14 protein-coding genes are annotated in these 15,645 nt (G+C 58.8%); 11 read left to right on the forward strand and 3 right to left on the reverse strand.

Translation table 11 applies throughout. From position 1 onward, the window contains the following. The first annotated feature begins 82 nt into the window (after positions 1-82). From MLD04_RS11385 to MLD04_RS11420, 8 genes are all read left to right on the forward strand, one after another. Complete coding sequence (locus tag MLD04_RS11385) at positions 83-1,528, forward strand: sigma-54 interaction domain-containing protein (RefSeq protein ID WP_282451871.1); 1,446 nt, start codon at positions 83-85, stop codon at positions 1,526-1,528. Positions 1,529-1,850: 322 nt separating this feature from the next. Continuing rightward, positions 1,851-2,903: a TRAP transporter substrate-binding protein gene (locus tag MLD04_RS11390; protein WP_248158329.1), complete on the forward strand. Its 1,053-nt coding sequence runs from the start codon at positions 1,851-1,853 to the stop codon at positions 2,901-2,903. A 117-nt stretch (positions 2,904-3,020) separates the two neighbouring features. Beyond that, entirely contained in the window at positions 3,021-3,659 is a 639-nt protein-coding gene (locus MLD04_RS11395) for a TRAP transporter small permease subunit (protein ID WP_248158330.1), read from the forward strand. Further along, positions 3,659-5,023 (forward strand): TRAP transporter large permease, encoded by a 1,365-nt coding sequence (locus tag MLD04_RS11400; RefSeq protein WP_248158332.1) that lies wholly within the window; start codon positions 3,659-3,661, stop codon positions 5,021-5,023. The genes MLD04_RS11395 and MLD04_RS11400 overlap by 1 nt, the downstream gene beginning before the upstream one ends. A 13-nt stretch (positions 5,024-5,036) precedes the next feature. Next, positions 5,037-5,816 carry a 3-hydroxybutyrate dehydrogenase gene (locus tag MLD04_RS11405; protein ID WP_248158334.1) on the forward strand — a complete coding sequence of 260 codons (780 nt, stop codon included), beginning with the start codon at positions 5,037-5,039 and terminating at the stop codon, positions 5,814-5,816. 16 nt (positions 5,817-5,832) lie between these two features. Then, positions 5,833-7,824 (forward strand): acetoacetate--CoA ligase, encoded by a 1,992-nt coding sequence (locus MLD04_RS11410; protein ID WP_248158336.1) that lies wholly within the window; start codon positions 5,833-5,835, stop codon positions 7,822-7,824. Between the two features lie 140 nt (positions 7,825-7,964). Next, complete coding sequence (locus tag MLD04_RS11415) at positions 7,965-8,174, forward strand: hypothetical protein (RefSeq protein WP_248158337.1); 210 nt, start codon at positions 7,965-7,967, stop codon at positions 8,172-8,174. A gap of 108 nt (positions 8,175-8,282) precedes the next feature. Next, complete coding sequence (locus tag MLD04_RS11420) at positions 8,283-10,526, forward strand: NADP-dependent isocitrate dehydrogenase (RefSeq protein ID WP_248158339.1); 2,244 nt, start codon at positions 8,283-8,285, stop codon at positions 10,524-10,526. Positions 10,527-10,608: 82 nt separating this feature from the next. Here the strand turns inward: MLD04_RS11420 and ybaK are convergent, their stop codons facing one another. Further along, complete coding sequence (ybaK, locus tag MLD04_RS11425; protein WP_248158341.1) at positions 10,609-11,079, reverse strand: Cys-tRNA(Pro) deacylase; 471 nt, start codon at positions 11,077-11,079, stop codon at positions 10,609-10,611. Positions 11,080-11,184: 105 nt separating this feature from the next. On the opposite strand from ybaK, the gene MLD04_RS11430 reads away from it, so the two are divergent. Together MLD04_RS11430 and MLD04_RS11435 are read left to right on the forward strand one after the other, a co-directional pair. Continuing rightward, positions 11,185-12,447 carry a sensor domain-containing diguanylate cyclase gene (locus tag MLD04_RS11430; RefSeq protein ID WP_248158343.1) on the forward strand — a complete coding sequence of 421 codons (1,263 nt, stop codon included), beginning with the start codon at positions 11,185-11,187 and terminating at the stop codon, positions 12,445-12,447. Position 12,448: 1 nt separating this feature from the next. Continuing rightward, complete coding sequence (locus MLD04_RS11435) at positions 12,449-13,735, forward strand: serine hydrolase domain-containing protein (RefSeq protein WP_248158345.1); 1,287 nt, start codon at positions 12,449-12,451, stop codon at positions 13,733-13,735. A gap of 1 nt (position 13,736) precedes the next feature. On the opposite strand, the gene MLD04_RS11440 is transcribed toward MLD04_RS11435, so the two are convergent. Further along, positions 13,737-14,081, reverse strand: a complete 345-nt coding sequence (locus MLD04_RS11440; protein ID WP_008940153.1) for a hypothetical protein — start codon at positions 14,079-14,081, stop codon at positions 13,737-13,739. A gap of 208 nt (positions 14,082-14,289) precedes the next feature. Between MLD04_RS11440 and MLD04_RS11445 the strand changes: the two genes are divergently transcribed. Further along, entirely contained in the window at positions 14,290-14,529 is a 240-nt protein-coding gene (locus MLD04_RS11445) for a hypothetical protein (RefSeq protein WP_248158347.1), read from the forward strand. Positions 14,530-14,543: 14 nt separating this feature from the next. On the opposite strand, the gene MLD04_RS11450 is transcribed toward MLD04_RS11445, so the two are convergent. After that, positions 14,544-15,551: a hypothetical protein gene (locus tag MLD04_RS11450; protein ID WP_248158349.1), complete on the reverse strand. Its 1,008-nt coding sequence runs from the start codon at positions 15,549-15,551 to the stop codon at positions 14,544-14,546. Between the last annotated feature and the right edge of the window lie 94 nt (positions 15,552-15,645).

Below are 15,645 nucleotides of genomic sequence, written 5' to 3' on the forward strand. Positions count from 1 at the left end.
GGATGAGCGGTTTGCCCCCGTTGCGGGGGCCCCATATACTTTCGTCAACGCACCCGCACGTTCGGGTGCCGGAGTTTTTCTGATGTCCGACCTCCAGGGCGATGGTACAGGCTACATGACGCAGTTTTTTGGCAAGACAAACCGGAACGGGTTGACCCGTGAGCTGATTGAAGCCCTGTTCCCCATGTTCGAGGAAGCCAGCGCCGGTGCCATTGCCGTGGATCGGGAAGCTCGTATTACCTGGATCAATCACAGCTATTCCCAGCTTTTGGGACTGAAGGACCCTACCGAAGCCATGGGTCGTCCGGTCCGCCAGGTCATTCCCCACACCCGCATGCCTGAGGTGGTGGAAACCGGCAAGCCGCTGTTGCTGGATATCATGGAGCACAACGAGCAGCAGCTGGTGGTCACGCGCCTGCCTTTCTACGACGACGAGGGCAACATCGTCGGCGCGGTGGCCTTCGTTCTTTACGATGACCTTCAGCCTCTGACGCCGCTGGTGAGCAAGTTCCGGCGGTTGCATCAGGATCTCGCTGCCGCGCGCAAGGCGCTGGCCCGGAAAACGCGGGGCACCCGGTACAGTCTGGGTGATTTTGTCGGCGCCAGCCCCGCGGCACTGGAGGTCAAACGCCGGGCGCGGCTGGCGGCCGGACGGGATATGCCGGTGCTGCTGCTGGGTGAGACGGGTACCGGTAAAGAAGTTCTGGCGCAGGCGATTCATTCGGTGTCCGCCCGTGCCGAAAAGCCCTTTGTCGGTGTGAATGTGGCCGCCATTCCCGATAACCTGCTGGAAGCCGAGTTTTTTGGTGTGGCACCGGGTGCCTACACTGGCGCTGACCGGCGGACCCGTGAGGGCAAGTTCCAGCTGGCCAACGGTGGCACGCTCTTCCTGGACGAAGTCGGCGATATGCCATTGCCGCTCCAGGCCAAGCTCTTGCGGGCGTTGCAGGAAGGCGAAATTGAATCCCTGGGCTCCAACAAGGTCGTGCCCGTCGACGTCCGGGTGATTGCCGCCACCAGTCGAAACCTGGAAACCATGATTGCCGACGGTGAATTCCGGTCCGATCTGTATTACCGGCTGAATGTGCTTGAGATCGCGATTCCTCCGTTGCGCGATCGGATGGCAGACCTTGGCGTGCTGTGTGAGGGTTTGCTTGAGGAAATCTGTGACGGACTGGATCTGCGAGGTGAGATCAATGACGCCGGGGTGGCCGCCCTGTCCAGTTACGATTGGCCGGGCAACATCCGGGAACTGCGAAATGTGCTGGAGCGCGCCCTGACCATGAGTGAGGATGGCGGTGTCCTGGACGCCGATGCGATTTTCCGGGTTCTGCCCAGGAGTAGCGTCCGGTTGATGTCCATCAACACCCCCCGCCCCGTCCGCCCGCTTGCCCAGACCATTGCCGACGCCGAGGCTCAGGCCATCGAAGAGGCCCTGGTCGCTACCCGCGGAAATCGTACCCGGGCCGCGAAACTCCTGGGGGTTTCGCGGTCCGTCCTCTACGAGAAACTTGCCAAGATGTCCTGAAATCCGGACGAGTGTCCTGGTATCCGAACAATTACGTACGACTAGGGTATTAGGGCGTCCGGAAATCCGGACAGTTAAGTTCCCAAAGTAAAACCTGAAAATCCCTAACTAACTGTTTTATAGGCACTTTCAATCGCTGGCACGATGTCTGCTCCATGTTGAGATGCAGGACGTCAGAACAACGCAGAAACAATATTGACGAAACCCTGTTGGACCCAATGACCCCTGTCAGTGTCGTTTCCTGCGTTGTCTGGCCAAACACAGACCCGATTGCCTCTCTCTGCATCGGGCGTATACAAGAACAAAGCCAGGAGAATCATTGATGAAACTGCTCAAGGCCGCCACCGTCATTGCCGGTGCGCTCGCGATTACCACCGGTTCCGCGTTTGCCGACAACCTCCGCTGGAAAATGCCAGTTGCTTTTTCCACCAATCTCCCGGGCCTGGGTTCCCCCGCCGCCTGGGTTGCCGATAACCTGACCACCGCTTCCGACGGCAGCATCCAGGTCCGCGTCTACGAGCCGGGCAAACTGGTTCCACCGTTCGATATCCTCGACTCCGTCTCTGATGGCAAGGTATCCGCCGGCTACACCTGGATCGGTTACGACCAGGGCAAGGTTCCGGCCGTTCCGCTGTTTGCTGCTGTACCGTTCGGTATGAAGCCCTGGGCCTATATCGGCTGGTACTACTACGGTGGCGGTGAGCAGATGCTTCAGGACGTCTACGCCAACAAGGGCTACAACGTCCACGCGCAGCTGTGCGGTATCATCGGGCCCGAGACTGCTGGCTGGTACCGGAACAAGATCGAATCCCTGGATGATTACAAGGGGCTTAAGATCCGGTTCGCCGGTCTGGGTGGCAAGGTGCTCGAGAAACTGGGTGCGTCCGTAACCATGATGCCGGGTGGCGAGCTGTACCAGGCGCTTGAGAAGGGCACCATCGACGCCACTGAATTCTCCATGCCGGCCATTGACCAGATCCTTGGCTTTGACCAGGTGGTCAAGTACAACCTGTTCCCGGGCTGGCACCAGCAGTTCACCGCCCAGTACATGCTGATCAACAAGGATGAGTGGAACCGCGCCACCAAGGCACAGAAAGCTCTGATCGAGGCCTCCTGTACAGCTGCCACCACCCGCGGGCTGGCCGAGGGTGAGTACAAGAACGGCAAGGTACTTGCCGGCTTCCAGGACGAAGGTGTCCATGCGGACCAGATTCCCCGAGAGGTTCTGGAGAAGCTCAAGTCCGTGACCGAAGAGGTTCTGAAAGAGGAAGCGGCCAAGGACGCGGACTTCAAGAAGGTCTACGAGAGCCAGCAGGACTTCCTGAAGACCTACAAGGTCTGGGACAAGCGGGCTTACCTGCCGGCGGATCTGTAACCATCGGATAGCCACTGTTATGCGCCGAACGGAGTTCGGCGTCATGAACCACTACGGATGGCCCTTCGGGGCCATCCGTGTTTCGCACCAACGGCTTTCTGAGCGAGGTATTCCACCATGACGGTGTCTGATCAGGGCTCACCGCAAAAACCCCGGGCGTCCATCGACGATCCGGATGAATTTCTGCATCACCATACGGAGCTGCCAACAACCCGCCTCAGTCAGTGGATTGACGGTCTGATGACGGCGATTGGCAAGGGCGCCTCCTGGGCCTGGGTCATCGTGACCGGGTTTATTATCTACGCGGTCATAGGCCGCTATGTTTTTGGCCAGGGATCGGTTTTGCTGGAAGAGATGGAATGGCATGTTGCCGGCGCAGGCTGGTTGATGGGCATGGCCTACACCCTGGTCGTCGATGACCATGTCCGGGTGGATGTGTTGCATGAGCGACTTTCCCTCAAGGCTCAGGGCTGGGTGGAACTGTTCGGTTTGCTGATCCTGCTGCTGCCTTTCCTGGGGCTGGCGATCTACGAGATGGTGCCCTATGCCGTCAATGCCTATAGCGTGGGTGAAACCAGTCAGGCCCCGGCCGGACTGTCCAACCGGTGGGTTTTGAAAGCTGTGCTTGCCCTCGCCTTCATGCTGATTTTCCTCGCGGGGGTTTCCCGGCTTTTCAAGGTGACCGCCCTGCTGTTTGGTATTCCCCGGCCCATCGCGGTCCAGTCCGCCCCCAATCAAGAAGAGGAAGCGTCCTGATGGAGCTCGAAACGCTGTTTGTAATCGGCATGTTCGCTACCTTCGGCGTGCTGCTTTTGACTGGTTTTCCCGTTGCGTGGGTCCTTGGCGGTACGGCTGTGATCTGGACCGTGATCGGCGTGGTCGCGGTGGATCAGTTCGGAGCCGATCTGTGGTTTGACTATCCCTCTTCCATGGGCCTGGTGCCCGAACGGATATGGAGCATTGTTGAAAACCCGACGCTGGTCGCGCTGCCCATGTTCATATTCATGGGCATCATGCTGGACCAGTCCGGCGTCGCCGAGCGTCTGATGACCAGCATGGTCAAGCTGTTCGGTAATGTTCGTGGCGGTTTTGCGGTTACCGTGATTGTCATTGGTGTTCTTCTGGCTGCAACCACTGGGATCATCGGTGCGTCGGTGGTGCTTCTGGGCATGCTGTCACTGCCGGTCATGTTGCAGAGTAAATACGACAAGGGCTTTGCCGTGGGCACTGCCTGTGCCACGGGCACCCTGGGGATCCTGATCCCGCCGTCGATCATGCTGGTTCTGATGGCCGATCGGCTGGCGGTTCCCGAGGCGTCTGTGGGCGACCTGTTCATGGGCGCGTTCCTGCCCGGGCTGCTGCTGGGCACCATGTATGTCGCCTATGCGTTGATTCGCCCCTTCCTTCAGCCCAAGGTGGCTCCGGTTCCCGAGGGAATCGAGAAGGTCAGCTGGGGTCTGGTCTGGGAAGTCTTCAAGGCGGTACTTCCGACGGCCGCACTGATCCTCGGTGTCCTCGGGTCCATCTTCGCCGGCATTGCAACACCAACGGAAGCCTCTGGTGTTGGCGCCCTGGGTGCCCTGATTCTGGCCCTGGCGGCCCGCCGACTGAACCTGGAGGTGCTCCGCTCTTCGCTGTACCAGACCACCCGGACGTCGGCTTTTATCTTTGCCATTTTCCTGGGCGCAACCGCGTTCTCCGTGGTACTGCGGGGTCTGGGCGGCGATGTCGTTATCAAGGATGCCCTGCTGGGCCTGCCCTTCGGCCCCGAGGGCGTCATCCTGACTATTCTGTTCGTGGTCTTCCTGCTCGGGTTCTTCCTGGACTGGGTTGAGATCACCCTGATCATCCTGCCGTTGGTGGCCCCCGTGGTTCAGCATCTGGGCTTTGATCTGGTGTGGTTCACCATCCTGTTCGCCATGTGCCTGCAGACCTCGTTCCTGACGCCTCCGGTCGGGTTTGCCCTGTTCTACATCAAGGGTGTGGCGCCACCGGAGATCAAGGTGACAGACATATATCGTGGCGTTGTGCCCTACATTCTGATTCAGCTCGCGGCCCTGGCCATCGTGTTCGTGATTCCTAGTATTGCGACCTGGCTGCCGAGCATTGCTGCCAATTAAGGAGAGACTGACAATGCGTCTAGAGAACCGGATTGCCCTGATTACCGGGGCAGGCCGCGGTATTGGCCGCGCCATCGCCGAAGCCTACGGCCGGGAAGGGGCAAAGGTGGCGGTCGCCGACCTGACCCTCGACAGTGCACAGGAGACTGTGGCGGCCATCGAGCAGGCCGGAGGTACCGCCATGGCGGTGGCCATGGATGTAACCAACGAAACCCAGGTGGACCAGGGTGTCGAAGCGGTGGTGGAACAATGGGGCGGGCTGGACATCGCCCTCGCCAACGCGGGCATCCAGCATATTGATCCGGTGCACAAGCTGGCCTTCTCGGACTGGAGCAAGGTTATGAGCGTGCACCTGGACGGCGCCTTCCTGGTGACCCGGGCCGCGCTCCGGCACATGTACGAAAGCGGTGGTGGCACCATGCTTTATATGGGCTCAGTGCATTCGCTGGAAGCCTCACCCCTGAAATCCCCCTACGTTGCCGCCAAGCACGGCATGCTTGGCCTCTGCCGGGCCGTTGCCAAGGAAGGCGCCGAACACGGCGTGCGCAGTAACATCATCTGCCCCGGCTTTGTTCGTACACCGCTGGTCGACAAGCAGATCCCGGAGCAGGCGAAGGAGCTTGGCATTTCTGAAGAGGAAGTGATCAGCAAGGTCATGCTGAAAAACACCGTGGACGGTGAATTCACAACCCTCGAAGACGTGGCGGAACTGGCCGTTCACCTGGCCGCGTTCCCCTCAGCCGCGTTGACTGGACAGTCCATCGTGGTCAGTCACGGATGGCATATGCAGTAAGAATCAGGAGAAACGGATGAGCAAGACGGAACAATCACCGGTGGTCTGGTCGCCCTCGGAAGACACACTCACCCACTCCCGGATGGGGGAGTTCAAGACGTGGCTTGAAGAGCAGGGATTTGGCCCGTTCCCGGATTATCACGCGTTGCACCAATGGTCCATTGATGATCTGGAGACGTTCTGGGGCAAGGTCTGGGACTACTGTGGCCTGGTGTGTGACACACCGGCGGAGCGAGTGCTTGGCAAGCGGGATATGCCCGGAGCCGAGTGGTTTCCCGGGATGAAACTGAACTTTGCCGCCAACCTGTTGCGGTTGGCGGACGGGGATCACGCCGATCGCGAAGCGATCGTGGCCTACTGCGAAACCCGGCCGGTCCTCCGGAAGACCTACGCTGAGCTGAAGGCCGATGCCGGTGCACTGGAGGCTTTCCTGCGCAGCAAGGGCATCCAGCAGGGTGACCGGGTCGCCGGCGTCGTTACCAATGGGTATGAAGCCATGGTGGGCATGCTGGCTGCCACCAGCCTGGGCGCGATCTGGAGCTCTGCGTCACCGGACTTCGGCATCGGCGCGATCAACGACCGCTTCGGTCAGATCGAACCGGCGGCGCTGATCGTGGTGAATGGTTATGGATACGGCGGCAAGGTGTTTGCCCGCCAGGACGACTTCGCGGAGCTGATCGCCGGGCTGCCGTCCCTGAAGGCGGTTGTCAGCGTGGCGCAGCTTCCCGACGAAGCCCCCATTCCGGGCGATCTGGTTACCACCTGGGACGACGCACTCGCCTTTGGTCAGGGTAACGCGCCGTCGTTCACCCCTCTGCCCCCGGATCATCCCGTCTATATCCTGTATTCCTCCGGGACGACCGGTAAACCCAAGTGCATCGTTCACGGCAACGCCGGTCTGCTGGTGAACCATGCCAAGGAGCTGATGCTGCACGGGGATGTTGGACCGGTTGACCGCTTCCTTTATTTCACCACCTGCGGCTGGATGATGTGGAACTGGCAGGCCTCCGCGCTGATGACCGGTGCTGCCGTGATCACCGTGGACGGCTCGCCGGGATATCCGAACCTGAGCTTCCTCTGGGAGACGGTGGCACAGGAAAAGGTCACCCACTTCGGTACCAGCGCGCGCTTTATCGCCGGATGCCGCAAAGCGGGTATCCAGCCAGCAAAGACCCTGGACCAGAGCGACCTTCGGGTTGTGTTCTCCACCGGTTCACCACTGCTGCCTGAAGACTACGACTGGATCTACACCGACGGCTCCCCGGACGTGCTGCTGGGTTCCATCGCCGGCGGTACCGACATCTGCGGCTGCTTCGTGGGCGCCTGCCCGCTGCTGCCCGTCCGCCGGGGCGAAATCCAGTGCCGCTTCCTTGGCGTCGATGCCGTGGCCTACGGTGATGACGGCAAACCGGTGAGCGAGGGCCGGGGCGAACTGGTCTGCCGCCAGCCGCTGCCCTCCATGCCGGTCAGCTTCTGGGACGATCCCGAGGGTGAACGCTACCGCGATGCCTATTTCAACACCTTCCCCGGTGTCTGGGCCCACGGCGATTTCATCGAGTTCACCGAGCACGGTGGCGCCATCATCTATGGTCGCTCCGATGCCACCCTGAACCCGGGCGGCGTCCGCATCGGCACCGCGGAAATCTACCGTCAGGTGGAAACAGTCGCCGAGGTCAAGGACAGCCTCGTGGTCGGGCGCCAGATCGACGGCGACGTCGAAGTCGTCCTGCTGGTGGTACCTGCCGACAACGAGGAACTCACCCCGGACCTCCTCAAACAGCTCCGCACCCGAATCCGCGAGGGTGCCAGCCCCCGACACGTGCCCAAACACATCGTCGAGGTGCCGGACATTCCCTACACCCGTAGCGGCAAGAAAGTGGAGTTGGCGGTCGCCCGACTGATCAACGGTTCCAGGAAAGCCGATAACCGCGATGCCCTGGGCAATCCGGAAGCGTTGGATCAGATCCGGGAGCGACTGGCTGACGCGAAGCTGTTGCCGGAAGGCTGATACCCTGTGGCAGCATGAGGCGGCGTATTGTTGACAATATAAGGTCGGAATACGCCGTTTCTTTTCATCGCCCGAGAGGATGACGAAACCGTCTGAAGAGCGGTGGTGTGACCGCGGCCCAAAACTGTGCGGAGCCATGGATGGCGGAGCTCAAGCGCCCCATGGACGGGCTTGAGCGGGTTTTGGGCCGCGGGCGCACCGCCGCGATACTCCCGGATCAGAAAAATCAAAATGTTAGAAACTTTCGTAAATTCCTGCCATTTCATCGTCCTGTAACCGAAGATCTGGCATTTTTAGTCCGTTCTTATACTAAGATCGTAACCAAGAATTACGAAAAAATGGTATCTTAGTAGCCCTATCAAAAGTTCCTGAATCAGTCATGGCGCAGGCCCCCTGTCCAAAAGACCCCGGGCCCGGCAATGACCGTCCTGAATCCACCCAATAGCCTGAGGACGAAAATGACATCATCCAAAGCCAAGATTGTCTACACACTGACCGACGAGGCACCCGCTCTCGCCACGCGGTCCCTGCTTCCCATCCTGGAAACCTTCTCCAAGCCGGCTGGCATTGAATTCGAAACCAGCGACATTTCTCTCGCGGCGCGTATCCTGGCGGCGTTTCCGGATTACCTTGAGGAAGATCAGCGCGTCCCGGATGCCCTGGCTGAATTGGGTGAGTACACCAAGGACCCGGACGCCAACATCATCAAGCTTCCGAACATCTCTGCGTCCATTCCCCAGCTGCGTGCGGCCATCAAGGAGCTGAACGAGCAGGGCTACAAGGTGCCCGAGTACAAGGAGCATCCGGAGACCGACGAAGAGAAAGAAGTCCAGGCCCGATACAGCAAGGTGCTGGGCAGTGCCGTCAACCCCGTCCTGCGGGAGGGTAATTCCGATCGTCGTGCGCCGGCAGCGGTCAAGGCCTTCGCCCGCAAATACCCGCACACCATGGGCGAGTGGAGCCCGGCTTCCCGTACCCACGTCGCGCACATGCGCGGTGGCGATTTCTACTCCAGCGAACAGTCCGTCACCCTGGACAAGGCCACCAATGCCCGCATCGTGTTCGAGAACAAGAAGGGTGAGCAGACCGTTCTGAAACCCGAACTGCCGCTGCAGGAAGGCGAAGTGCTGGACGGCATGTTCATGAGCAAGAAGGCGCTGGTGAAATTCTTCGAGGACGCCATTGCGGACTGCGAGAACACCGGTGTCATGTTCTCCCTGCACGTGAAAGCCACCATGATGAAGATCTCCCACCCGATCGTATTCGGTCATGCGGTGAAGGTCTTTTTCAAGGAGCTGTTCGACAAGTACGGCGATCTCTTCGAAGAGATCGGTGTGAACCCGAACAACGGCCTGTCCTCCGTTGTCGAAAAGATCAAGCAGCTGCCGGAGTCCAAGCAGGAAGAAATCCAGGAAGCCCTGCATGCCTGCTACGAGCACCGTCCGGAAATCGCGATGGTAGACTCGGTCAAGGGCATCACCAACCTGCACGTCCCCAGCGACGTCATCGTTGATGCCTCCATGCCGGCCATGATCCGCAACTCCGGCAAGATGTGGGCCCGGGATGGCAAGCTGAAGGACACCAAGGCGGTCATGCCGGAGTCCACCTACGCCACGATCTACCAGGAAGTCATCAACTTCTGTAAGACCCACGGTGCGTTCGATCCGACCACCATGGGTACCGTGCCCAACGTCGGCCTGATGGCCCAGAAGGCGGAAGAGTATGGTTCCCACGACAAGACCTTCGAAATCAAGGAAGACGGCATTGTTCGTGTGATCGCCGAGGACGGTACCGTCCTGACCGAGCACAACGTTGAGCAGGGCGATATCTGGCGTGCCTGCCAGACCAAGGATCTGCCGATCCGTGACTGGGTCAAGCTGGCTGTCAGTCGTGCCCGCGCCACCGGTATGCCGGCCGTGTTCTGGCTGGACGACGAGCGCGCCCACGACGCCCAGCTGATCAAGAAAGTCGAGATGTACCTCAAGGAGCACGATACCGAAGGTCTGGATATCCGCATCATGTCTCCGGTTCGTGCCATCCGCTGGACCATGGAACGTCTGATCCGCGGCCTGGACACCATCTCTGTCACCGGTAACGTCCTGCGGGATTACCTCACTGACCTTTTCCCGATCCTGGAACTGGGTACCAGCGCAAAAATGCTGTCCATCGTACCGCTGCTTAATGGCGGTGGCCTGTACGAGACTGGCGCTGGTGGTTCCGCACCCAAGCACGTGCAGCAGCTGATTCAGGAGAATCACCTGCGCTGGGATTCACTGGGTGAGTTCCTGGCGACGGCCGTGTCCCTGGACGAACTGGGCGAGAAGCAGCACAACGAGCGCGCTCGTCTGCTCGGCCAGACTCTGGACAAGGCGACCGAGCGCCTGTTGGAGAACAACCAGTCACCGTCCCGGGTCACCGGCGAGCTGGACAACCGCGGCTCCCACTTCCACCTGGCCCGCTACTGGGCGGAAGAGTTGTCGAAGCAGGACGACGACAAGGAACTCAAGGAGTTCTTCACGAAACTGTCCAAGCAGCTGGAAGAGAACAAGGACAAGATCCTGGAAGAAATGACCGTGGTACAGGGGCATCCCGCCGATATCGGTGGTTACTACCACCCGCCGATGGAAAAGGTCTGCCACGTCATGCAGCCGAGCGAGACCCTCAACAAGATCCTTGAGGACGCCCGTGCGTCTGTGAAGTGATCTGGTCAGGCCCGGCCTGACAGACTGGAAAACCGGAGTGCCCGAGGGGCCTCCGGTTTTTTTATGCCTGCGCTGGAAGGTGTTATTCCTGTTGCAACGGTGCGTAGTGTCCGCCGGTGAGTGACAGCAGATCGTCCGGCGCCAGCTCGATTTCCAGGCCTCGCCGCCCGGCACTCACGTAAATGGTCGGAAAGGATTGTGCCGACTCGTCGATCACCGTGCGCAGCCGCTTTTTCTGGCCCAGCGGACTGACGCCGCCAAGCACATAACCGGTGGCTTTCTGGACTTCCTTTTTGTCGGCCATGGCGGCCTTTTTGCCACTGGCCGCCTTCGCCACCAGTTTCATGCTGAGCATGGCACTGACCGGCAGAACGGCCACGACCAGTTCCTTGCCGTCCACGGTCACCACCAGGGTTTTGAATACCTGCTCCGCCGGGACCCCCATTTTCTCCGCGGCTTCCTCACCATAACTTTCACTGTTCGGATCATGCTGATATTCGTGGATCTGGTGGCTGACCTTCGCCCGCTTCGCGGTGTTGATCCCGGGTGTCATGGGAACTCCTTTTTACGATGCTTGACTTCCCGGTTCTCGACTTGAGGCGCGGGCAGTACTATTTTGCTAGAAGAAACAGAACCGAATTCGGGATAAAGGGTATCCATGGCTTCATTCGATGTCGACAGGCGGCGCAAGCGACGCCTGGACGACGAAAGCGGTCCGGTGCGTCGCGCGCTTTGGGCCGTACTGGTTTACATTCTGTTTGGTACCGCCTGGATCGCCTTTTCAGATCGTCTGGTTGAGCACTGGTTTCCGGCATCTAATGTGCTTACCGTTGTGCAGACCTGGAAAGGCTTTCTGTTCGTGCTGCTGACAGGCGCCGTCCTGTTCGCGGTGACGCTTCGCCAGCTCAACAAGGATCGCAAGCTTTTGAGGTTGCAGCACAATCAGAGGCTGGCCCTTCGCAAGCGTGAGCGACAGTTGTCCATCCTGATGGACAACCTGCCGGGGATGGCGTACCGGTGCCGCTTTGACCAGTACTGGACCATGCTGTTTGTTTCTCAGGGGTGTGAGCGGCTGACCGGCTATCTGCCGGAAGAACTCGTGAACAATCGCAGTATTCCCTTTGCCGATCTGATAGCCAGCGACGATATCAACGAAACCTTAACCGCCGATGTTCAGGACGCCCTGGAAAAAGGCGAGCCTTTCTCCCTGGAATACCCGTTGATCCGTAAGGACGGTCGGGAAATCTGGGTCTGGGAGCGGGGGCGTGGCGTTGAGGATGACGGTGGTGAGCTGGTATTGGAAGGCATCGTTCTCGACATTTCAGATCGCAAGGCGCTCGAAGACGAACTCGAGGAACTTGCCATCCGGGATCCGCTGACCGGCCTGTTCAACCGGCGGGAAACAACCCGTCTGCTGGATGAAGAAGTGCAGCGGGCCAGGCGTTATGGCCGGTCCATGGCTGTGCTCTGGATCGATTTCGATCACTTCAAGGAGATCAACGATACCCATGGTCATGCGGCGGGTGACCGGGTGCTGATTTCCACCAGTCAGTTGTTGTCGGAAAGCGTTCGCAGTGTTGATATTGTGGGTCGGTTCGGTGGCGAGGAGTTCGTCATTATCCTGCCCGAAATGGACGTCCCCGAGGCACAGGAAACGGCGGAACGGTTGCGTCAGAAGGTCGGCGGTACTCGCATCCTGCTGGACAATGGCGACAGTGTCGGGTTGACCATCAGCGTCGGGGTTGCTGTCTATCCCGAACACGGAATCAATCCGGAAAGGCTCTGCGCTGCCGCCGACAAGGCCATGTACACCGCCAAGACCGAAGGACGCAATCGGGTCGTTATGGCACTTCGGCCAATGTCATCGGAGGAAACCCCCGACACACTCGAACCTTCAGCCTCGAACAACGATAAACGATAATATGAAGTCGATTACCCGTCGTACCCTGCACACCTTCGAAGTGCCTAAAGACCTTGCCAGCGTTACCTTCCGGGACCCCGATGGCGAACATCCCGCGGCGGCGGGCGTGTCGCCGTCCTCCGTTGAAGCCGTCTGGCGCAGTGTCGAGTCGTTGTACCGGACGGGGGTTCATCCGGGGATCCAGTTATCGGTACGTCACCGGGGCCATCAGGTCCTGCATCGGGCGATCGGCCATACCCGGGGTAACGGCCCGGAGGATGGGCCCGAAACCCCGAAGGTACCGATGACCACGGACACACCCATCTGCTATTTCTCAGCGTCCAAGGCGGTGACCGGCCTGCTGATGCACATGCTGTCCGAGCAGGGTCTGGTCAACCTGATGGATCCGGTGTCCTATTACTGCCCGGAGTTTGCCAGTCATGGCAAGCGGACGATCACCGTTCACCAGATTCTTTCCCATCGGGGCGGTATTCCGGCCATTCCACGGGAGACGCCGATCGATGTGCTCTGGGATCGGGACGAAATCTGGCGGATCCTGTGCGCTGCCAGGCCGGTAGAGGTCGATGGTGCCAAGGTGGCCTATCACGCCATCACCGGGGGCTTTGTCCTGCAACGGGTGCTGGAGAAGGTGACCGGGGCCAGTATTGAAGCCTATATCGACGAGCATCTTCGCAAACCGATGGGTATGAAGTGGTTTACCTACGGTATTGCCCCCGAACATCTCACCGAGCTGGCCACCAATTATGCCACTGGTCCGAGACCGGTCTTTCCGGTGTCATGGGTCGTGAACCGGGCCCTCGGCGGGGATATCAAGACCGTTGAACAGGTGACCAACGATCCCCGGTTCCAGGAGGCGGTGATTCCGGCCGGCAATCTCTGCGGCACGGCGGAAGAGATGGGCCGGTTTTTCCAGATGATGCTCAATGGTGGCGTCTGGAACGGCAAGCGGATATGCCGGGAAATCACCATCAAGCGGGCTGTCCAGCAGTTCGGTTCCCTGCAGATCGATCGGACCATGATGATTCCGATGCGCTTCAGTGCCGGCCTGATGCTCGGCGGCAACCCCGTTGGCCTGTGGGGCCCCCAGAGCCGGTATGCCTTTGGTCACATCGGCCTGATCAACAAAATGTGCTGGGCCGACCCTGCCCGTGATATTTCGGTCAGCCTGCTCAACACCGGCATCCCCATCGTAGGTCATCACCTGCCGGCCCTCGCGCGCTTCGTTTACACGGTGTGCAAGCAGTTCCCGCTGATTCCGGAAACCCAGCGGCCCCTGGTCGCGATCTGATTCAGAGGGTTTCGACCTGGGCTTCCAGGATGCCGAGCACCGAGGACAGGATGTCCCGGAAATCGGTCAGGGTCTGGGTGCGCTGAATGACATCTTCACGGTGTTCGTCCAGCCGCTCCAGCTTGGGCACAACCCGCCGCATCCCTTCGGTCACCACTTCGTAGGGGAAGTGGTGATCCTGAACGCTCAGCTTATTGATCTCGGCCACTTCCTGGCTGAGGATGCTGATGATGTCATAAAGCATGTCCTTGTGCTGGATACTGCTGGCTTCCCAGTAGGCATCATCCAGCAACTCCAGCAGTGACTGGTATTCTCGGAGCGTGTCCGCAACGGTGGTCTGGGTCATGGTTTTCTCGACTTCTGCTGTGGCCCGGAATGGACGGGAAACGCATTGGTTGCCAGATGGAACTATAGCAGGCGATCTGGCGTGTCAGGCATATGGGGCCGGTCCGCAAAAGTGAAACACAGTTCATTTTTATTGCAGTCCGCCCCGGGAACAGGCAGACTGCCACTCAGAAACCGGATGTTTCAGTGCTCAACGGACGAGGCCGAACATGGAAAAAACCGATCCCCCACGCCCGGCGCAGACCCGCCGCTCGGTCCGGCTGGACCAGCATGAGAGTGTGCGTAGCCACGTGCGCGACCAGGTGCGCTCCGAAGTCGAACGACTGGAACGCCGCATCGAAACCCTCCGACTTACCCGGGCGCCCCATGCCGACATCATGATCTCTGCTTACGAGCGATTACTGGATCAGAAGAGTTCTTTTCTCGAATCATGGGATTTAGTCGATTGAGAGTCTTATAGCCTCTATTGAGTTCTGCGCTCAGGAATTTTTGTGCCCGTATATTTCAGCTCTTCCTCTCCATCTTGCTGGTTACCGCAGTAGGCCGGATTTGGGGTGCTACTTTCATTGACGGTCTTATAGGAGGGTTCATCTTTTGATGTGAATACCTGAACAAGCTGGCTTTGGTAGTTTACGACAACTTTTATGCAGTCTGGCTCATCCGCCCCGATCATTATCCCCGAGGTTTTACTCAGTGTGAGTGTGTCACGTTGCTGATTAATGAACTCCTGTAATAGCTCAAGTTCACCGAGCGTTCGGCTCGTTAGATCAGTCGCCGCATATTCCGGGCGATTATATCCTGCAGTCCGAAATTCATCGCCGTCATATTGAGCGCTCCAGAATGCACTTTTCAGTTCAGGGATGTTGGTTTCAGAGTTGGCAGTGCCGCTTGCAATAAACTGAAAAGAACGAAAAATCTTATTTATCCCCGGGTTGCTTTTCCAGTCCAGTAACGGATAGATCCAGTTCTGGTCACTGGCTGGTGTTGCTTTGTCAGGATTTAGTTCCGTGAGGCGAATTAACGCGTCTTTGACTGGCGTATTGTAATTAGCGGCGTCGCCGTTGGTCAGAGCCCGGCGGACCAGATCTCGTCCGTCGTTGAAATTTCCTATCTGGTTTGAGGAGATGATTTCGTTAAGCAAATCCAATGGATTGCGAGCACGAATGTAATCGGTGCCCTCATCATTGGGTGTGAGCCCCATTAACCTGTCTAACCGAGCTTGGAGTTGATCGGAAAACCCTTGGTCATTCCCTTCGGTAGAGGGCTCGACGCCCCGATATAAATCGCGAAAAATGGTATGAGGTAGTACCGGTGGCAATCCGCTTTGGTTTTCAAGGGCAAACGTGTTGAGCGACTTATTCACATCGGTTGCTGGATTATAGTAGCTGGGTCCCCCGGCAGTTTCCGTTCCGCATCCTGCCAAATTCATCAATATTACGGAAAAAGTGGCAAAAATGCGGGAATGTCTCATTTGTGAAACTCCGGGATGCAGTAGAAGGAATTTAGCGATAGAGTGTATAAGGCTCGCGTCGACAATAACTTATAATTTGGCGTCTGGCCCGCGC

Origin of the sequence: Marinobacter koreensis (genome assembly GCF_023156285.1) — a bacterium.
Classification (GTDB): domain Bacteria; phylum Pseudomonadota; class Gammaproteobacteria; order Pseudomonadales; family Oleiphilaceae; genus Marinobacter; species Marinobacter koreensis.

What these genes read in the sequence shown, in the direction of transcription:
- MLD04_RS11395 (WP_248158330.1), top strand. Translation starts at nt 3,021, where the DNA reads ATGACGGTGTCTGATCAGGGCTCACCGCAAAAACCCCGGGCGTCCATC.
- MLD04_RS11445 (WP_248158347.1), top strand. Translation starts at nt 14,290, where the DNA reads ATGGAAAAAACCGATCCCCCACGCCCGGCGCAGACCCGCCGCTCGGTC.
- MLD04_RS11420 (WP_248158339.1), top strand. Translation starts at nt 8,283, where the DNA reads ATGACATCATCCAAAGCCAAGATTGTCTACACACTGACCGACGAGGCA.
- ybaK (WP_248158341.1), bottom strand. Translation starts at nt 11,079, where the DNA reads ATGACACCCGGGATCAACACCGCGAAGCGGGCGAAGGTCAGCCACCAG.
- MLD04_RS11400 (WP_248158332.1), top strand. Translation starts at nt 3,659, where the DNA reads ATGGAGCTCGAAACGCTGTTTGTAATCGGCATGTTCGCTACCTTCGGC.
- MLD04_RS11405 (WP_248158334.1), top strand. Translation starts at nt 5,037, where the DNA reads ATGCGTCTAGAGAACCGGATTGCCCTGATTACCGGGGCAGGCCGCGGT.
- MLD04_RS11390 (WP_248158329.1), top strand. Translation starts at nt 1,851, where the DNA reads ATGAAACTGCTCAAGGCCGCCACCGTCATTGCCGGTGCGCTCGCGATT.
- MLD04_RS11435 (WP_248158345.1), top strand. Translation starts at nt 12,449, where the DNA reads ATGAAGTCGATTACCCGTCGTACCCTGCACACCTTCGAAGTGCCTAAA.
- MLD04_RS11430 (WP_248158343.1), top strand. Translation starts at nt 11,185, where the DNA reads ATGGCTTCATTCGATGTCGACAGGCGGCGCAAGCGACGCCTGGACGAC.
- MLD04_RS11440 (WP_008940153.1), bottom strand. Translation starts at nt 14,081, where the DNA reads ATGACCCAGACCACCGTTGCGGACACGCTCCGAGAATACCAGTCACTG.
- MLD04_RS11450 (WP_248158349.1), bottom strand. Translation starts at nt 15,551, where the DNA reads ATGAGACATTCCCGCATTTTTGCCACTTTTTCCGTAATATTGATGAAT.
- MLD04_RS11410 (WP_248158336.1), top strand. Translation starts at nt 5,833, where the DNA reads ATGAGCAAGACGGAACAATCACCGGTGGTCTGGTCGCCCTCGGAAGAC.
- MLD04_RS11415 (WP_248158337.1), top strand. Translation starts at nt 7,965, where the DNA reads ATGGCGGAGCTCAAGCGCCCCATGGACGGGCTTGAGCGGGTTTTGGGC.
- MLD04_RS11385 (WP_282451871.1), top strand. Translation starts at nt 83, where the DNA reads ATGTCCGACCTCCAGGGCGATGGTACAGGCTACATGACGCAGTTTTTT.